18 protein-coding genes are annotated in these 17,309 nt (G+C 33.8%); 8 read left to right on the forward strand and 10 right to left on the reverse strand.

Annotated elements, in window-relative coordinates; all coding sequences use genetic code 11:
- Positions 1–21 precede the first annotated feature (21 nt).
- From L3049_RS17865 to L3049_RS17875, 3 genes are read right to left on the reverse strand one after another with little or no spacing between them, the layout of a single operon-like run.
- A complete protein-coding gene (locus tag L3049_RS17865) occupies positions 22–1,110 on the reverse strand; it encodes an outer membrane beta-barrel protein (RefSeq protein WP_275111189.1) in 1,089 nt (362 codons plus the stop codon).
- A 60-nt stretch (positions 1,111–1,170) separates the two neighbouring features.
- A complete protein-coding gene (locus L3049_RS17870) occupies positions 1,171–2,211 on the reverse strand; it encodes a hypothetical protein (RefSeq protein ID WP_275111190.1) in 1,041 nt (346 codons plus the stop codon).
- A 7-nt stretch (positions 2,212–2,218) separates the two neighbouring features.
- The gene (locus L3049_RS17875; protein ID WP_275111191.1) at positions 2,219–2,704 is read right to left on the reverse strand and encodes an RNA polymerase sigma factor; all 486 of its coding nucleotides are present in this window, start codon (positions 2,702–2,704) and stop codon (positions 2,219–2,221) included.
- 167 nt (positions 2,705–2,871) lie between these two features.
- On the opposite strand from L3049_RS17875, the gene L3049_RS17880 reads away from it, so the two are divergent.
- The 6 genes from L3049_RS17880 to L3049_RS17905 all read left to right on the forward strand — a co-directional run bounded on the left by L3049_RS17880 (position 2,872) and on the right by L3049_RS17905 (position 8,138).
- Positions 2,872–3,678, forward strand: a complete 807-nt coding sequence (locus L3049_RS17880; protein WP_275111192.1) for a 5'-nucleotidase, lipoprotein e(P4) family — start codon at positions 2,872–2,874, stop codon at positions 3,676–3,678.
- Between the two features lie 111 nt (positions 3,679–3,789).
- A complete protein-coding gene (locus tag L3049_RS17885; protein ID WP_275111193.1) occupies positions 3,790–4,671 on the forward strand; it encodes a DUF4271 domain-containing protein in 882 nt (293 codons plus the stop codon).
- A gap of 44 nt (positions 4,672–4,715) precedes the next feature.
- Positions 4,716–5,468, forward strand: a complete 753-nt coding sequence (locus tag L3049_RS17890; protein WP_275111194.1) for a uroporphyrinogen-III synthase — start codon at positions 4,716–4,718, stop codon at positions 5,466–5,468.
- A gap of 71 nt (positions 5,469–5,539) precedes the next feature.
- Positions 5,540–5,986, forward strand: coding sequence for a ribonuclease P protein component (rnpA, locus tag L3049_RS17895; protein ID WP_275111195.1), 447 nt, complete (start codon positions 5,540–5,542; stop codon positions 5,984–5,986).
- Positions 5,970–6,167 (forward strand): membrane protein insertion efficiency factor YidD, encoded by a 198-nt coding sequence (gene yidD, locus L3049_RS17900; RefSeq protein WP_275111196.1) that lies wholly within the window; start codon positions 5,970–5,972, stop codon positions 6,165–6,167. The genes rnpA and yidD overlap by 17 nt, the downstream gene beginning before the upstream one ends.
- A gap of 285 nt (positions 6,168–6,452) precedes the next feature.
- Positions 6,453–8,138 (forward strand): S41 family peptidase, encoded by a 1,686-nt coding sequence (locus L3049_RS17905; RefSeq protein WP_275111197.1) that lies wholly within the window; start codon positions 6,453–6,455, stop codon positions 8,136–8,138.
- Positions 8,139–8,213: 75 nt separating this feature from the next.
- Here L3049_RS17905 and L3049_RS17910 read toward each other — a convergent pair whose 3' ends face one another.
- Both L3049_RS17910 and L3049_RS17915 read right to left on the reverse strand, forming a co-directional pair.
- Positions 8,214–8,654: a GNAT family N-acetyltransferase gene (locus L3049_RS17910; RefSeq protein WP_275111198.1), complete on the reverse strand. Its 441-nt coding sequence runs from the start codon at positions 8,652–8,654 to the stop codon at positions 8,214–8,216.
- Between the two features lie 14 nt (positions 8,655–8,668).
- Entirely contained in the window at positions 8,669–9,433 is a 765-nt protein-coding gene (locus L3049_RS17915; RefSeq protein WP_275111199.1) for a LytR/AlgR family response regulator transcription factor, read from the reverse strand.
- Positions 9,434–9,655: 222 nt separating this feature from the next.
- On the opposite strand from L3049_RS17915, the gene L3049_RS17920 reads away from it, so the two are divergent.
- Positions 9,656–10,036: a MotA/TolQ/ExbB proton channel family protein gene (locus tag L3049_RS17920; RefSeq protein WP_275111200.1), complete on the forward strand. Its 381-nt coding sequence runs from the start codon at positions 9,656–9,658 to the stop codon at positions 10,034–10,036.
- A gap of 299 nt (positions 10,037–10,335) precedes the next feature.
- On the opposite strand, the gene polA is transcribed toward L3049_RS17920, so the two are convergent.
- The 4 genes from polA to L3049_RS17940 all read right to left on the reverse strand — a co-directional run bounded on the left by polA (position 10,336) and on the right by L3049_RS17940 (position 14,119).
- The gene (polA, locus tag L3049_RS17925) at positions 10,336–11,676 is read right to left on the reverse strand and encodes a DNA polymerase I (protein ID WP_275111201.1); all 1,341 of its coding nucleotides are present in this window, start codon (positions 11,674–11,676) and stop codon (positions 10,336–10,338) included.
- Positions 11,677–11,741: 65 nt separating this feature from the next.
- Complete coding sequence (locus L3049_RS17930; protein WP_275111202.1) at positions 11,742–13,109, reverse strand: 5'-3' exonuclease H3TH domain-containing protein; 1,368 nt, start codon at positions 13,107–13,109, stop codon at positions 11,742–11,744.
- Positions 13,110–13,327: 218 nt separating this feature from the next.
- The gene (locus L3049_RS17935) at positions 13,328–13,774 is read right to left on the reverse strand and encodes a 6-pyruvoyl trahydropterin synthase family protein (protein WP_275111203.1); all 447 of its coding nucleotides are present in this window, start codon (positions 13,772–13,774) and stop codon (positions 13,328–13,330) included.
- 45 nt (positions 13,775–13,819) lie between these two features.
- Positions 13,820–14,119, reverse strand: coding sequence for an ArsR/SmtB family transcription factor (locus L3049_RS17940; RefSeq protein WP_125028827.1), 300 nt, complete (start codon positions 14,117–14,119; stop codon positions 13,820–13,822).
- Positions 14,120–14,322: 203 nt separating this feature from the next.
- Between L3049_RS17940 and L3049_RS17945 the strand changes: the two genes are divergently transcribed.
- Positions 14,323–15,309, forward strand: a complete 987-nt coding sequence (locus L3049_RS17945; protein WP_275111204.1) for a polyprenyl synthetase family protein — start codon at positions 14,323–14,325, stop codon at positions 15,307–15,309.
- 5 nt (positions 15,310–15,314) lie between these two features.
- Here L3049_RS17945 and L3049_RS17950 read toward each other — a convergent pair whose 3' ends face one another.
- Entirely contained in the window at positions 15,315–17,222 is a 1,908-nt protein-coding gene (locus L3049_RS17950; protein WP_275111205.1) for a PAS domain-containing protein, read from the reverse strand.
- Positions 17,223–17,309: the final 87 nt, after the last annotated feature.

A 17,309-nucleotide genomic window follows, 5' to 3' on the forward strand; every position in this document is an offset into this window, starting at 1 on the left:
AATATTATTTATTATTTGGTATTAGAATGTTATCAAGGTAATTCCTACTGTAAATGGATCCAATTCAGGGCCATCATTTTTTTCGAATAGTCCATTTAAACCATAAGTAGCAAAAAAGTTTAGAGAACGATAACCGACACGTACCTGCGCAGAATAACGAAGTGTATTTAAATTAAAATCGTCATGATCTTTGTCCTTGTGTTTGTTACCATTCGACTTGTATTTTATTTTGGTATGAGAACCTAAACGTAAACCTCCCACTACTCCTGCCGACATGTGGACTCTTCTGGTTTTATACTTAACTGGAATTTGAAATTCAAGAAGCAAAGGCACCGTAAGATATAAGCTTGTTAATTTGCTTTTCTTTACTGACCAATCTGAGTCAATTGCGTATGGTTGAATTAAATCAGAACCACCTTTTTCCAAACTTATGTTCTGATCGAATCGATAATTATTCCACTCTAAACCTAAACCAGTAACCAAACCAATGGTGTTTCGTTCTTTTTGCAAGCCTATATCATATTGCAAAAAATTCAAGTTTACGGCAAGAGACTTGGCCATATCCAAATCCATAAAGTCATTTTGTTCTGCAGGATACATACTATAATCTTCTTCAGCAAAACCATTTACACCCATCTCAAAACCAGCCCAATGTCCTCTAAAACCTTTTTCTTCATCAATAAAGAATTTATCTTGATCAGAATCCCATGGATGTACCTTTTGAATTCGAATTCGAGTACCATGCCAACCATCGATAATGTTAATTTGCTTGCCTCCAATTCTTATTTTAGTTGTATCACGGTCTTCTTCAAAACCAACCTTACCAATCTTTCCAATTTTAGCCTTAATCCCATTGTCACTTTCAACTACCTTCACGACATCTTTTTTCATGAATTTAACTTTGGTAGTATCCTCCCCGTAGCTTTTGGTTACTTTATAAATTGTCTCTGTTCTATTTTTGGTATCAGATTTCTTCTTTTTGCTCGACCAAGAATCTTCAATTAATACCTTCTTTTTAATGCTGTCCGTTTTTACAGTATCAACAACTACTTGAGCATTAATTCCGAAAACCAATAAAAAAGCTATACTTAGTAATAGTAATTTCTTCATAACATTATTTTTTTCTTATTTCTAAGGGTAAGACGAAGTACTTGAGGAATAGTTACAGGCTTATTTAATTGTTTTTGAAAAACCGATTCCTTCACTCTTAAAATTCAATCTTGTTTTCTCAGTTACAGAATCATAGGTCCTTTCTAGTTTCACATTTTTACCTGCAATCTCTCCTATTTTATCAACACCATATTTTGCAATTGCATACAAAACTGAACTTTTCTTTTTAGGAGCACTCGATTTCCAAGACATACCCAATTGAGCCAATCCATTGTTTTGATCAACTGTTTCGATAGAAACTTTCTCTATCACTTTTAATTTAGGCTCAAAATTAGCCTTGTTCGAAAGAGCTGCGACCTTTACATTTGAACTTAGCACTGGCAAAGCAACTTTTTCGACTATTTTTTCAAAGTCTTTTGCAGGAACCTTTTTAGGACCGCTTAATTCTTGCAATTCCTTAACTAAACTCTTTGCTTCTTTTATTTTTTCTGCTTGAAAACCAGAATCCTTTTCTGGGTCAATAGAAGTCACCTTTTCAACAACTAGCTTTTCTACTTTAGTAGGCTCAGGCTGAACTTGAGAAATTGATTTGATACCCGTGTTTACATCTTCGTATTGGTAAAAGATGCTCCACAAGGAAAAAAGTAATAAAACCGAAGCGGCTGCTCCAATTCTTGAGAAATACCACCAAAAAGCAATCTTTCTTTCGTCCTTTTTTAACCCTTCCTTGTTCTCGAATACGACTTTATCATCAGGAATTAAAATCGTTTTTTGATAAGTATTACTCTCATTTTTAAATGTTTCATTTTTTTCTAAAAACAGATCAAAAGCAATCTCATCATCAACCGATAAATCTCCCTCCAAACGAGCAATGCAAAAATCATCGAAACTATTTCTAAATGGAATCTCTTTAAGTGAATTAGGCTCTATTGACATACTTTCTTGAGCCACTTCCGGACACTCCATTTCCTCCAACTCCTCTTTTAGGTCTGGATTTTGGATCAGAAAAACCTCCAACTCATTCATTTGATCCGGATTTAAGGTTCCGTCCAAATAATCGAGAAAGAATTCCTCATAGTTATGTCTGGTAATTTTATTCATTTTCTTTTTAAACTATCGATTCAATGCTACCAATGTATTCCTTCAAACTCTTCCGTGCTCGATAAATGTAAACCTTCACCTGAGACTCGCTTAAATTGGTAATCTTTGCTATCTCTGCATAAGAATAACCTTCGTAATCTCGCAGTAAAATAACCGACCGTTGCACATCCGACAAGCGTTTCAATGCCTCATCTAAGACTTCACTTAAGTCTGTATATTGCTCCGAATGAGCATATTTTCCTACATCAACATTTTCAAAATCTTCTTTTCTTTTTTCTCTTCTGATTAAATCAATCATTGTATGATATGCCGTTGTGTACAAATACGACTTTACCTTTAAAAAATTAACTCCATCCACATTCCGCCACAATTTTTCGAAACTATCTTGCACAATATCCCTAGCTTTATCCTCATCTCTAATGTTTTTGAGGATAAAACGAAACATTCCATCAGCGTGCTGATCTACGGCTATATTGTATTCGTTTAGGTTCATATTTAGTGGCAGTCAAATTTAAGACGACTAGCTATCTTGAAAAGTTACAGACATTTTTTATTATCTTCGATTTTGAAACCATTTTACTGATATTAATAAATTCTTCTTCGTTTTATTCCAACATCATATTCATGATGAATTTCTAAATTTAAAAATTTCAACTCGACATGAGAAAAATATTTTTCATTCTTGCACTCATTTCCATTGCAATCACATCTTGTAAACCTACTGAAAAGAATATTCAGACAAAGAATGCTAATGATCATCTCGTAATGGCAACGCTATGGTTTCAAAGAGCTTCTGAATGCAAAGCATTGTATTATCAAGCCTTTAATTTGGCAAAATTTTCATTGGACAAACAATTAGCCATTAACACTAATTCAAAACCAAAAGCTGTAGTTGTCGATATAGATGAAACTGTTTTAGACAATAGTCCTTTTGAAACCAATTCGATTCGTACGGGTGAAGCTTTTACCGCTGCAGCTTGGAAAGAATGGGTTATAATGGCAAAAGCTGCACCAACGCCAGGTTCACTTGAGTTTTTAAAATATGCCGAATCGAAAGGTGTTGAAACCTTTTATATTTCAAACAGAAGTGTTGACGATATTGAGAAAACCATCCAAAATCTTCAGGCTTTTGGATTTCCTTATGCTGACAAAGACCATATCCTTTTAAAAAGCGATACAAGCATAAAAACCAAAAGAAGAAATCTAGTTAGTGAAAGTCATGAGATCTTAATTTTAGCTGGCGATAATATCGGCGATTTCGATGAAATTTTAGAAGATCGCTCAACAGCATTTGGCTTTGCAAAAGTTGATGACATGAAAGAACAATTCGGTAAGCGTTTTATTGTGCTGCCTAATCCAATGTATGGCTCGTGGGAAAAAGAAGTACTAAAAAGTGAGAGAAAATTAAATGCTTCGGAAAAGGAGAATCTAAGGATTAAACAATTAATCGGTTACGAAGAATTGTAGTTGTATACCAAAGCCCGAATAAAAATTCGGGCTTTCTTCTTAAAGAAGTAAAGCGCCACAAAAAATAAAATTATCTTTGTAAAAATCAATCCGACAAGTTCCTGATACAAAATGGTGCAAAATAATTCACAAAATTCAACAGTAATACCGATTTCTGAATTAAATGATTCCCTAAGCAGGGAAACTATTTCGCCCATAAATGATACACTAAATAAAAGTATCGATTCGAGTTTAAAACTTACTTTTAGTACTTCCCAATCAGATTCTTTACTGATTTCTAATCCATCTCTTCAAGATACAATTGTGTCTGTACCGCGAAATTTTCAGGCTGAAAAAGGTGTTCCTATCACCTCTTTTAATAGTGATTGGATGGTTGGAGTCTTGCTTTTTGCTCTTGTTTTAATGGCTATTGTACGATTTTCTTTTAGCAAATACCTTTTTAAAGTTTTCGACTCCATTCTCAATTACCAAACGGCCTCTAATCTTCTCTCTGAAAAAAACATGCGAAATTTAAGAGGTTCTATCTTTTTAAACTTCTTATTCTTTGTGAACCTAGCTCTTTTTTTGGTTCAATATGCAGTTTACATTCTCTCTTTAAACCAGGAGAATAACAACTTTATCTTCTTTCTTTATTCATTCTTACTTTTAGTCGTAGTTTATAGTGGAAAAGCTATCATTATTCGCCTTATGGGATACATATTTGGTGCAATAAAGGAAGCTAAAGAGTACTTACATACCGTTTTTATCTATAATAAAAACCTTGGCCTATTCCTTTTGCCAATAACAATTAGTGTTCCATTTATAGCTCCGTATGCCACGCCAATGCTACTAAATTTCGGTTTATTTATCACCTTAATATTCTATACTTTTAGGTTATTTAGAGGGTTTAAAATATTATTCCGCAAACATGTTTCTATATTTTATATGATTTTGTATCTTTGCGCTCTGGAAATATTCCCTTTACTGATGATTTACAAATTATTAGTAGGATAGGAGTAATAGAGTGGAAAATAATGTTTTAATTAAACAATATCGCCTTGAAAATCAAAACAATATTAGTTTCGCAACCGAAGCCCCAAACGGAAAAATCGCCTTATTTCGATCTGGCAGAAAAGTACAACTTAAAAATTGATTTTCGCCCTTTCATTCAAGTTGAAGGTATAAGTGCTAAAGAATTTAGACAAGAGAGAATCAATATTCTTGATCATACTGCTGTTATTTTTACCAGTAGAACGGCTATTGACCATTTCTTTAGAATTGCAGAAGAAATGCGAGTAACGATTCCGGATGATATGAAATACTTCTGTATTTCAGAATCGACAGCTTTCTATCTTCAGAAGTATATTGTATACCGTAAGAGAAAGATTTTCTTTGGAGTTCGTGTTTTCGAAGATCTAATTGATACTATCGTTAAGCATAAAAAAGAGAAATTCTTATTACCTCTTTCAGACATTCATAAGCAATCAATTCCTGCTTTGTTGAATAAGAGCAAAATCAAGTACACTAAGGCTATTCTTTACAAAACAGTAAGCAGTGATTTATCTGACTTAGCTGATGTAAACTACGATATCCTTGCTTTTTATAGCCCTTCAGGAATCAAATCTTTAATGCAAAACTTCCCTGAATTTTCTCAGGATGGTACTGTAATTGCCGCATTTGGTCCTTCAACTTCAAAGGCTGTAAAAGATGCAGACCTTCGTCTTGATATTCAGGCACCAATGCCACAGGCACCTTCTATGACTATGGCTTTGGACCAGTATATTAAAAAATTCAATAAGGACAATAAATAAGAATCCTTTACTGATATAATAAAACAAAGGAAGGGGAAATTATTCCCCTTTTTTTGTCGATTTTTGTAATTATGGTAGAAACGAATCGCTTTACATTTAAAAAAGCGGAAAGATTAACTCACAAGATCCTAATTGGAAAACTTTTTTCTGAAGGAAAAGGATTTATCTGTTACCCTTTTCGAATTGTTTGGAAAGAAGCGAAATTGAATTCGGAATATCCAGCTCAAGTTGCCATTACAGTTGCAAAACGAAATTTTAAGAAAGCAGTTACCCGCAATCTTTTAAAGAGACGAATTCGAGAACTTTATCGTCTTAACAAAGGAGAATTTTACGAAGAGCTTGAACGCAAAGGTGCAAACATTGCATTTATGGTAGTATATTTACCAAAAACAGTACTCAAAACTTCCGAAATGGAAGCCAAGTTCAAAAAAGCACTAAAGCGAATTCCAAAAGAATATGAAATGCATTCTCAACCTTCTGATAAAGGTGATTCTATTCATCATGATACTGCCAATTAAGTTTTATCAGTATGCTATTTCTCCTTTAACTCCATCTGCATGCAGATATACTCCTTCTTGCTCTAGCTATGCTATTCAAGCATTAAAAAAACATGGCCCTTTTAAAGGTACCTATCTTGCTATTAAGCGAATACTCTCTTGTAATCCTTGGGGAGGACATGGACATGACCCGGTTCCTTAACCCACAATAGATCCTATTTTTATATTTTAGCAAATTACTTAGAACAATTCTTAATAGATTCTCGTAGAAAAGAAACAGTACTTTTCTCTCATTCTCTAATTGCTGAATTTTAGTGCTATAGGGTTAACAAATGTTAAAGTGAATTGTTTTAAAAAGGGAATAATTATATTTGTTTAAGCCTACGTATTATTTTATGTACTCTAATTTGTAAATTCGTGAGATAGAGATAGCGAAAGCTATACTGCGGGGAAGGTTAATTTTACAATCAAATTTAAACAAAAACATATGACGCTTCGAAGAAAATCGGGAGCCATCTGGATACTTGCTGTTTTACTTTTCTGTAGTGCAGCATTCTGGGGGTTTAGCAGGGATGAGAGAAATTTTGAAATCAGCAAAAATTTAAACATTTATTATACTTTATTTAGAGAACTGAATCTATTTTATGTAGATGAGATTGATCCGGGTGACCTAGTAAAGAAAAGTATGGATGCAATGTTAACATCGCTAGACCCTTACACAACTTATATTTCTGAATCGGAAATTGAGGACTTTAAGTTAATGACAACTGGAGAGTATGCTGGAATTGGATCTTTGATTAGCAAACATGGAGATCATGTTATAATTGCTGAACCCTACGAAGGCTTTCCTGCACATAAAGCAGGTTTAAAGGCTGGAGATATTATGCTTGAAATTAATGGCACTTCGGTTGTTAAAAAGTCTACTGAAGATGTTAGCAACCTTCTAAAAGGTCAGCCAAATGTTCCACTAACCATTAAAGTTAAACGACCTGGTGTTGATAAAACATTAGAGAAAAAGTTTGTTCGTGAAAAAATTCAGTTAAAATCGGTTCCTTATTTTGGAATGATTGCTGATTCGGTTGGGTACATTTATTTAAACCAATTTACCAATAAAGCTGCAGGAGAAATTAAAGTAGCATTAAGTGAGTTAAAAGAACAAAATGCGAAATCTATTGTACTAGACTTACGAGGCAATCCAGGAGGATTACTTGATCAAGCAATTGAAATTGTAAATCTTTTTGTGAACAAAGGGGAAAATATTGTAGATACAAAAGGTAAGGTTTCGAAATGGGACAAAAGCTACAAAGCCACAAAAACTCCTGTTGATGCAGAAATTCCTATTGTTGTATTGGTAAACAGAGGTTCTGCTTCTGCTTCGGAGATTGTTTCGGGAGCTATTCAAGACCTTGATAGAGGCGTTGTATTGGGACAAAGAACATTTGGTAAGGGATTGGTACAAACCACCCGTAATCTTACCTACAACGCTAAATTAAAGGTGACAACGGCAAAGTATTATATTCCTAGTGGAAGATGTATTCAAGCCCTGGATTATAGCAACAGAAATGAAGATGGTAGTGTTGGTAAAATCGCTGATTCTTTATTGACTGAATACCATACAAAAAATGGCAGAACAGTATTCGATGGTGGAGGAATTCTCCCTGATATTAAATTGGAAAGCGAAATGTATAGTAGTCTGTCTGTTAATCTAATCCGAAATTTCATGATATTTGATTATGCTACTTTGTATTCAAACACTCATGATAAGATAGCTGATTCAAAAGATTTTAAACTTAATGATCAGGAATTTTCAGATTTTACCAAGTTCATAAAAGAGAAAAAATTTGATTACAAATCGGAAAGTACTGAAATTCTTGATGCACTTAAAAAAGCTGCTAAAGAAGAGAAGTACTACGATATTTCAACAGCTGAATTCGATGCTCTTGCAGCTAAAATTGCTCCAAACTTAGATCGTGATTTGGTTCGATTTAAAGATGAAATTAGTGAATTGCTAGCTCATGAAATTGTAAAGAGATTTCATTATCAAAAAGGTGGTATTGAATACCAATTACAAAATGATAAAACATTACAAAAGGCTATAGAAATTCTTGAAAACAAAACAGAATATACAGGAATTTTAGATGGTAGCATTGGTTTACACGCCTTCAACAAATAAGAGATACAAGTAAAAATTGAAATAAAAAAGCTCATTCTTCCACTGGAGAATGAGCTTTTTCTTTTGTAACTACTCTTATTTTAATTCCATATGCAATATCGGATAAGATTTACCTGAGGAATCTAATTCTGATCGATTATAGGTCCTAAAACCGAATTTTTCATAGAAGCCAACAGCCTGTTCATTCTCTTCATTTACATCAACTTTCTTCACTTCTAATTCATCAATGGCGTATTCTAATAGCATCTTCCCTACTCCATGTCCCCTCTCTTTAGGATGAATAAATAACATTTCAAGATTTTGCTCTGCAACACCCATAAAGGCAATAATATCTTTATTTTCGTTCTTCACACAGCTTAATTCCACCGCATCTAAATACACGTTCAGAATTAATGGTTTAAAATAGGCGATATCTGCTTCCTTTAGGAAATGATGTGTCCCACGTACTGAAGCTTCCCATAAATCAACAATTTCAGTATACTCAGACTGTTCTACTTTTTCAATTCGAAAAACCATATTTGTTTCACAATTTATTTTTTCAAAGATTCTTTAACCTGTTTTCGATAAGTTCGCCCAATATTTAATGGAATATCTTCAACTAAAAGCTGATCGAAGGAAAAACTCTTAAGCTTGTCTTTATTAATTATAAAGGAGCGATGAATTCGTAAAAAACGATCAGGTAATATTTCTTCCAAATTACTAATCTTTTCTTTCGTTTTTATCTTCTCTTTATTGGTATGAATAGTTACATAGTCCGCTAAACTTTCAATGTAAATGATATCAGTATACTTAATCTTGATGTTTTTCCGATTGGATATTACCTCTAAAAAAGCTTGTTTTAACTTTTCCTTTTCAAGCATAAAATCTTGTATAATTTGCTGTTTCTCTCTTATTTGTCGACTCATTAACAGAAAGGAACCAAGAAATACGATCAAATAGAGGATCACTGCCAGAAGAATTATATTCGAAGCATTGGGACTTAAATTTTTAAAGTTAAAATTACCTAAATAGACAAAAGAGAACATCAATACGATCATTTCAAGATACATAGATATAACTGCCGTGTATAAAGAATACAATCCAAACTGCAAGTATTTCTTTTGCATATAATATCGTGGAACAAGGTAATAATTGAAAAAATATGAGGTACCCAATACAATAGGCAATAGCATACTTATAAAATAGAAGGCTGCAAGATTACTTCCCCAGGATACGCCAAAAACCACTGTTAATATGAGGATAACAAAAATCCAGTAAGAGATATGAAAATAAGGATTTGTCGATTTTCTATTCATTTGTAAAAACTTAATTATTATTTGCAGATTTAATTGCTACTTCCCTTCTGCAGCGGAAAAATTTGCTTACCCAGTAAATTTTCAACTAATTTAACTTAGAAATTAAAGATATCTAAACAAAGTCGATAAACGACAGCTTTAGAACTGTATTTGACCTTGCCTAAAAACCAGTGGTAGCATTAACTTTGAAGGTATTAGTATTAACCTTTAAAATTGAAAAAAATGAAAGACATGTTTTTTATGGGTGGCCCACTCTTTATGGGTATTCTTACCTTGCTTTTAGTAATTATGGTATCGTGGATTACTTTCCATTTTATTCGGATCTATTTTTCTGAAAATCCATTGCAGGAAAACGCACTTCGGAAAATAAACTATGGAAAATCTATCGGTTTGTTTGCCATGGTCTTTGGTATATTTGGTCAGTTACTCGGATTATACGATGCTTTTTCGGTAATAGAACAAATGGATAGTATATCTCCTAACCTGATTTATGGCGGAATAAAAGTATCGATGATCCCCACATTTTACGGAATCATCATTTACCTTATTTCCATCCTATTGTGGTTTGTTGCCAGCTTTTTAATTGAAAAAAAATTGGAATAATATTGATATAAAAATCATTCCTAAATAAAGAAAGCACCACAGTAACGAATGCAGATCATATTACGGTGCGCTGCACCTTTGTTTTATCTAAAATTGTGTATCTACAAATATTACGCAGCTCTGCCGCTTTATGTAATTGAAAATTCTGAGCAATATTGATTTTTATAAGGTGCAGAGCACCACAATATTTGTAGATAATTTTAATTGAAAGGGATTTCAGGTACAGAGTACCGTCATTTTCATAAAAAAAGCTCATTCTTTTAACAGAGTGAGCTTTTTAATTTTCTATTTATGATTAATTAATGCGCCTGTAGCCAGTTCTCTCCTACTCCCATATCTACAGTTAGTGGAACGCTTATTTTTACTGCATTCTCCATTTCCTCACGAAGAATAAGCTTCATTTGATCCAATTCTGATTTTAAGCAATCGAAGTTCAATTCATCATGCACCTGAATAAGCATTTTAGACTTCAGACCTTCTGCTTTCATGCGATTTGATATACCAATCATTGCCAACTTAATAACATCGGCTGCAGAGCCTTGTACAGGCGCATTAATGGCATTTCGTTCTGCAACACTACGTACAATGGCATTACTCGAATTGATATCTTTTAAATAACGACGTCGATTCATCACAGTCTCAACAAACTCATCCTTACGCGCTACTTCGACACTTTTATCCATGAACAGTTTAACTCCTGGATAAGATTCAAAATAGCCTGTAATCAGCTCTTTTCCCTCTTTACGACTAATTCCTAATCGTTCTGCAAGTCCCCAAGCCGAAATACCATAAATAATTCCAAAATTTGCCGTTTTTGCACGACTTCTCATGTCTTTACTTACCTCTTCAATAGGTAATTTGTAAATTTTAGCCGCTGTTGCCTGATGGAAATCGGCTGCATGATTAAAGGCATCAATCATAGCCTTATCCTCACTCATGTGCGCCATTAAACGCAACTCAACCTGAGAATAGTCAGCTGATAGGAATGTATGATTCTCATCAGATGGAATAAAGGCTTTACGCACATATCGTCCTTGTGGTGTACGAATAGGAATATTCTGAATATTTGGGTTGATCGAACTCAAACGACCCGTAGCAGCTTCTGCTTGTTTAAATGACGTATGAATACGACCTGACTTTTCATTGATGTATGTTGGAAGCGCTTCCACATAGGTTGAAATCAGTTTTTTTAGCGATCTAAAATCCAAAATCTTCTGTATAATTTCGTGCTTGCCTTTTAATTTGGAAAGTACGGCTTCCGAAGTTGAATATTGCCCCGATTTCGTTTTTTTAGCTTTACTATCGAGCTCCATTGTATCGAACAATACTTCGCCCAACTGTTTTGGAGAAGCTACGTTAAAATCGACACCAGCCATTTCTTTAATTTCCTTCTCTATGCCATCTACTTCTTCGTTCAGAACAATCGCATATTCTTTCAATGTTGGTACATCGATACTTACACCTGCAAATTCCATATCTGCCAATATGCTTAGCAATGGCATTTCAATATTGTAGAACAAATCAATTAAGTTGTTCTCCTTCATTTTAGTCTCTAATTCATGCTTCAACTCAAGACTAAGAATTGTTTCTTCACAAAAGGAATCATGTTTCACTGGTTCTGGTTCCAATAGTAAACTCAATTGCTCTTTTTTCTTTTTCGACTTATCATCCGATTCAATTACCTGATAATTTAAGACCGAATGTGCTAGAAAAGCAAATCATGCTTCAATTCCGGTTGAATTAAATAATGTGCAATCATGGTATCAAAAATCGCACCTTTCAATTCCACCCCACACCAACGTAATGCCAAAATATCTCTTTTGATATCATGAGCAATCTTCACGATTTTTTCATCTTCAAAAATAAATCGAAATTCCTGAGCCACTTTTTTTGCTTCTTTGGCATCCTGAGGAAAAGGGACAAAAAATGAGCGGTTATTTTTGTAAGCAAAGGCTAATCCTAAGATTTGCGACTGATTGGGATCAACATCACTCAATATTGTTCTAAATGAAAAAGATTTTTGCACACATAAATCGGCTCGTAAATCAGCTCTAACTGCCGCATTATCAAGCACAAAAAAATTGCAAGTTAAGTCGTTTAAGTCCCTTAGAATCACCTCTTTATTCTCTTCTGTATCCTTGTCTGTAAATTTTTCATTCTCAGAAGGAAAAAGATCGCCTTGATTTTTGAAAACTCGTTCGGCTAAGGTGAAAAATTCCAATTCCTTAAAAATGGCTCTTAATTTGACTTCATCGAAATCTATCAATTTATAATTCTCTTCATCAAAATCTATTGGAGCATCCAAAGCTATTGTTGCCAAAACTCTCGAAAAACGAACTTGTTCTTTCGAATTCACAATATTTTCTTTCTGCTTACCTTTTAACTTATCAGTGTTTTCATAAATCCCATTTATCGATTTATAAGCTGTAAGAAGTTTTTGTGCTGTTTTGGGACCAATACCCGGACAGCCCGGAATATTATCGGCAGAATCACCCATTAGTCCTAAATAGTCAATTATCTGCTCGGCAGTTTCTATCCCAAATTTTTCTTGAACTTCTGGTAATCCCCAAATTTCAACTTCTTTTCCAGATCGTTTCGGTTTGTACATGAATATATTTTCACTCACCAATTGGGCATAATCCTTATCGGGTGTCATCATGTAAACCGTGAAACCTTGTTTTTCTGCTTTCTTAGCCAAAGTTCCAATCACATCGTCGGCTTCATAACCCTCAACCTCAATTTCGGGAATATTAAAACCTTTAATTATTCTCTTGATATATGGCAAGGAGTTTCTTAAATCATCAGGCATAGGTGGTCTATGTGCCTTATACTCCTTAAACATTTCGTGACGAAAAGTTTTGCCTGCCGGATCGAAAACAACGGCAATATGCGACGGCTTCTCTTTTTCAAGTACATTCAGTAGCGTATTGGTAAAGCCCAGCATGGCTGAAGAATTGATACCTGTAGATGTGTATCTTGGGTTCTTGATAAAGGCATAATACGATCGGTAGATCAAAGCAAAAGCATCTAATAAAAATAACTTTTTACCCGAATTGGAACTTGATGAGTGCATAAGATTCTAAATGTTAATTGTATTCAAACAAAAGTACAAGATAATCGCGCAAGAGCAATTCTGAATGATTAATTATTAATGAATAATACCGAATTGTATTTGCCATCTAAGTTATTTTCCTCGCTATTATCTGAGATAGTAATTAAAACGATATAAACTGTTGGGTACAAAAAAACCTGAAATTTCTTCCAGGTCAATAATAGTATCTTGATTGATATCTAGTTATCCTCGGCAAACCATTCAGCAAAAGAAGTTGCTGTTTCGTGAAGCTTTAAAGAATGTAATTTCACATCAGCAGGCAAACGCTTAACGATTCGATCTGCAAAATCAGTAATCATGTTCTCACATGTTGGCTGATAATCGAAAACAAAAAATCGCTCAAACATTTGTGGGATATTTAATTGTTCAAGCATTGGCGTTTTATCGCTTAAAACAACAGCATGATCCAGTTTATCAACGATTTCAGCATTTACGATCTTTTTTAGATCTCCGAAATCCATTACCATTCCCAGTTTGGGATTATTCTCATCCGCAATAGGTTCTCCAATTACTGTTACGTAAAGAATATACGAATGCCCGTGAATATTCTTACACAGACCATCATAGTTCCACAGCGCATGCGCCATTTCGAATCGAAACTCCTTGGTTAATCTAACTTTTGCCATTTTTATTCTATATAAAAAAAACCAGTCTAAGCCGGTTTTTAATTTTTATCCATGAGTACAGTTGCTGATACAATCAACAATATTACTTAAGCTACAATGTTTTAAGAAGTAATAGGTGTTCTTTCCTTCACGTTTCGATTGCAAAACACCCTTATCTTTAAGAATACCCAAGTGGTGCGAAGTTGTTGATTGTTCAATATTCAACAATTCATGTATCTCAGTAACCGTTAATTTTTTTCCATCATCAAGATAACCAAGAATAGCAATTCTCATAGGGTGAGCAATTGCCTTAAGCATATTGGCTGCCTGCTCTAATTTTTCCGGTTCTAATTCGCTAATTTTCATACACAAAACTTAAACTTGTATTTAATAACTATGCAAATATATAAATATATTCGTAAATGAACAGCATATTCATATTGAAATAGTTAAATTTCTCGTTTTGTATATAATTTAGGTAAAGTCTTAATAAATACTAGAGTTCTGAATCCGAAAATTTTGAAACTTCAACCTTTTATGAGAACGATAAATTATTAACTTTGGTTGCTATGAATTTGAAGAAAACCAGTATAAGTGACATTAAGGCTCCTGTTAAAGAAGAGATGGATCAATTTGAAACCTACTTTAAGGATTCAATGAAAACCAAGGTACGCCTATTAAACGTCATTAACAGGTACATTATCAAACGAAAAGGCAAAGAAATAAGACCTATTTTAGTGTTCTTAAGCGCTAAGTTAGCTGGTACTATTAACGATTCTACCTACACAGCTGCGGCCCTAACCCAGCTGCTACATACGGCAACTTTAATTCATGATGATGTAGTTGATGAAGCCTACGAAAGAAGAGGTTTTTTCTCTGTAAATGCCTTATGGAAAACAAAAGCTGCGGTATTGGTTGGTGATTTTCTTCTATCGAAAGGATTACTAATTGCTTTGGATAATAATGAATTTGGGCAATTAAAGGTCGTTTCTGATGCTGTTCGTGAAATGAGTGAAGGTGAGTTACTTCAGCTCGAAAAATCACGAAAGCTAAACATTACCGAAGAGGTTTATTTTGATATTATTTATAAGAAAACGGCTAGTTTAATTGCCTCATGTACAGAATTGGGTGCTATTTCGGCTGGAGCAAGTGAAGAAGATCAGCAGAAGCTAAAACAATTTGGGTCACATCTTGGAATTGCTTTTCAAATGAAGGATGATTTATTTGATTACGAAAAACAAGGAACCATTGGGAAACCAACGGGTAATGATATCAAAGAAAAGAAGTTAACGCTTCCTTTGATTTATGCTTTAAGAAATATATCCGATAAGGATCGTCGTTGGGCTTTAAAAATTATCCGTAAACACAATAAAAACAAGGTAAAAGTTAACGAATTAATAAGTTTTGTTAAAGATAATGGAGGTATTGATTATACCAGTCAGAAAATGATTGAATACAAACAAAAAGCAATGAATATCTTACATGAATTTCCAACTTCAGAAGCTAGAGAAGCATTAATTAATCTGGTTGATTATACCATTTCAAGAAACAAGTAAACAGCTTATTGCAAAGGTAACTCTACAAAAAATACACTTCCCTTTTCTACCGTACTTTCAACATAAATTTTCCCGTTATTCTGATCTACAAATTCTTTGCACAGAATTAGTCCCAAACCTGTTCCTGATTCTTCCTCAGTACCCATTCTGGTATAATTCGTGTCAATTCTAAAAAGTCTCTTCTGATTTTCGGCACTTATTCCAATACCATTATCTTCTATACTAAGGATAGCTTTGGATTGATTGTTCCTTATTTTTATTTTCACTTCACCACCAGGTCTGCTAAATTTCAAAGCATTAGAGTAAAGGTTGCGGATTACTGTATCAATCATATACTCATCGGCAAATGCCATACTTCCATTGATAATATCAACACTTACCGCTATGTTCTTTTTATCAGCTTTTACTTTGTGCAGCAAAATATTCGAAGTAACTATTTTTTGCAAATCGATTTGTTTTGGGTTAAGACTAATCTTACCCATTTGGGACCTACCCCATTCCAAAAGATTATTTAAAAGCTTAAATTCTTGTGATGCTGAAGAATGAATGATTTCTGATGACTCGGCAATCTGTGCCTTCGACATCTCATTGCAATGAAGATATAGATTTTTTGCTATTGGCAACAAGGCATTAAAGGGATTCTTTAAATCATGAGCAATAATTGAGAAAAACTTATCCTTAGTTTTAATCGCATCGTTTAAAGCTATTTCAGTTCTTTTTCGAACACTAATATCTCTTGCAATTGCCATTAATGTTTCGCTCTCTCCTTCTGCATTAAACTCCGGAATTAATTGCCATTCAAAGTAGCGAATCTCATCATCAAGAGTTAAAGTAAAGTCAACACAATGCTGCTGTTTACTTTCAAAGGCTAAATTCATTTCTTGCTCCCAGAACTCACACATATCTGTTGGGAATCCCATGTCGAAATGTGTTTTCCCAATAAAAGCTTCTGGTTTTATATTCAGAACGGTATTGGAAGCAGAGTTAACAAAAATATGCTTATGATCTCTATCGAAACGCATAATTAAATCGGGAGCATTTTCTACTAAGGTTCTAAAACGTTCCTCGCTCTCACTTAATTTATGCTCTGCAATTTTTCTTTTTTCAATATTTCTTATGGCAACAAAATAGATTTTTGTATTCGCAAAACGATTAATATTGGCGCTTACCTCAACGGGAATTCTCTTACCACATTTACGAACTAAATTGGTTTCGAAAATTGCTGTTCCACTAATATCCATTTCATTCTTTCTCACAGTAAAATCTTCAGAATCAATAGGATCATCTATATCATTAACATTTAATTGAGCCAATTCCTTTTCCGAATAACCCAACATTTTACACAAGCGAGAACTAAATTCAATTAATTGACCTTTTTCATCATGAACAAGAAAAGCATCTCCCGCCGATTCAAATGTGTTTTTATAAAATTCTTCTCTTTGCCCAACCCGATCAACCAAATGGTAATAACTAGAAATATCTTTACTCTGAACAATAATTCTTTCAACAGCACCATTTTTATTTAGTACCGGAGAAATGTATTTTTCTTCAAATTTTATTTTACTATTCTCCATGTATGATTTCAAAAAATGATCAGGCGCATTGCTCTCAATCACCTTCTCAATCGTACATTCTTCACATGGCTTGTTTATATCATAAAAAACATTATAACACTTCTTTCCAATTAGCTCATTCCTTTGCATATTGGTTCCTTGTAAACGCTTATCATTTACTTCCACCAAAGTATAGTTCGTGTCTATTACTGACACTGAATCATTAGCGTCATTTATTGAGATTCGATCAAGAAATTCCTCTGTAATAAACTCTTGTGGAATCAGTCCACGTAATCTTTCTGCTTCGGTTTCCAGTTCTTGAATTCTCTTTTTTAGCAGATGGTGGGATTCGGTGTTCATGAAAGTGTTAACAATTTAATTGCGGTGTTAAATAAATCTATCGCAAGTAAATAAAAAAAAGCCGGAAAATATCCGACTTTTAGCTTA

The sequence above is a fragment of the Labilibaculum sp. DW002 genome, assembly GCF_029029525.1.
GTDB lineage: Bacteria > Bacteroidota > Bacteroidia > Bacteroidales > Marinifilaceae > Paralabilibaculum > Paralabilibaculum antarcticum.

Excerpts from the sequence above, each read along its gene's own strand:
- yidD (WP_275111196.1), top strand. The coding sequence starts at position 5,970 with ATGATACTGCCAATTAAGTTTTATCAGTATGCTATTTCTCCTTTAACT.
- L3049_RS17910 (WP_275111198.1), bottom strand. The coding sequence starts at position 8,654 with ATGGTTTTTCGAATTGAAAAAGTAGAACAGTCTGAGTATACTGAAATT.
- L3049_RS17870 (WP_275111190.1), bottom strand. The coding sequence starts at position 2,211 with ATGAATAAAATTACCAGACATAACTATGAGGAATTCTTTCTCGATTAT.
- L3049_RS17875 (WP_275111191.1), bottom strand. The coding sequence starts at position 2,704 with ATGAACCTAAACGAATACAATATAGCCGTAGATCAGCACGCTGATGGA.
- L3049_RS17930 (WP_275111202.1), bottom strand. The coding sequence starts at position 13,109 with ATGCACTCATCAAGTTCCAATTCGGGTAAAAAGTTATTTTTATTAGAT.
- rnpA (WP_275111195.1), top strand. The coding sequence starts at position 5,540 with ATGGTAGAAACGAATCGCTTTACATTTAAAAAAGCGGAAAGATTAACT.
- L3049_RS17905 (WP_275111197.1), top strand. The coding sequence starts at position 6,453 with ATGACGCTTCGAAGAAAATCGGGAGCCATCTGGATACTTGCTGTTTTA.
- L3049_RS17915 (WP_275111199.1), bottom strand. The coding sequence starts at position 9,433 with ATGAATAGAAAATCGACAAATCCTTATTTTCATATCTCTTACTGGATT.
- L3049_RS17865 (WP_275111189.1), bottom strand. The coding sequence starts at position 1,110 with ATGAAGAAATTACTATTACTAAGTATAGCTTTTTTATTGGTTTTCGGA.
- L3049_RS17920 (WP_275111200.1), top strand. The coding sequence starts at position 9,656 with ATGAAAGACATGTTTTTTATGGGTGGCCCACTCTTTATGGGTATTCTT.
- L3049_RS17885 (WP_275111193.1), top strand. The coding sequence starts at position 3,790 with ATGGTGCAAAATAATTCACAAAATTCAACAGTAATACCGATTTCTGAA.
- L3049_RS17935 (WP_275111203.1), bottom strand. The coding sequence starts at position 13,774 with ATGGCAAAAGTTAGATTAACCAAGGAGTTTCGATTCGAAATGGCGCAT.
- L3049_RS17940 (WP_125028827.1), bottom strand. The coding sequence starts at position 14,119 with ATGAAAATTAGCGAATTAGAACCGGAAAAATTAGAGCAGGCAGCCAAT.
- L3049_RS17880 (WP_275111192.1), top strand. The coding sequence starts at position 2,872 with ATGAGAAAAATATTTTTCATTCTTGCACTCATTTCCATTGCAATCACA.
- L3049_RS17945 (WP_275111204.1), top strand. The coding sequence starts at position 14,323 with ATGAATTTGAAGAAAACCAGTATAAGTGACATTAAGGCTCCTGTTAAA.
- L3049_RS17950 (WP_275111205.1), bottom strand. The coding sequence starts at position 17,222 with ATGAACACCGAATCCCACCATCTGCTAAAAAAGAGAATTCAAGAACTG.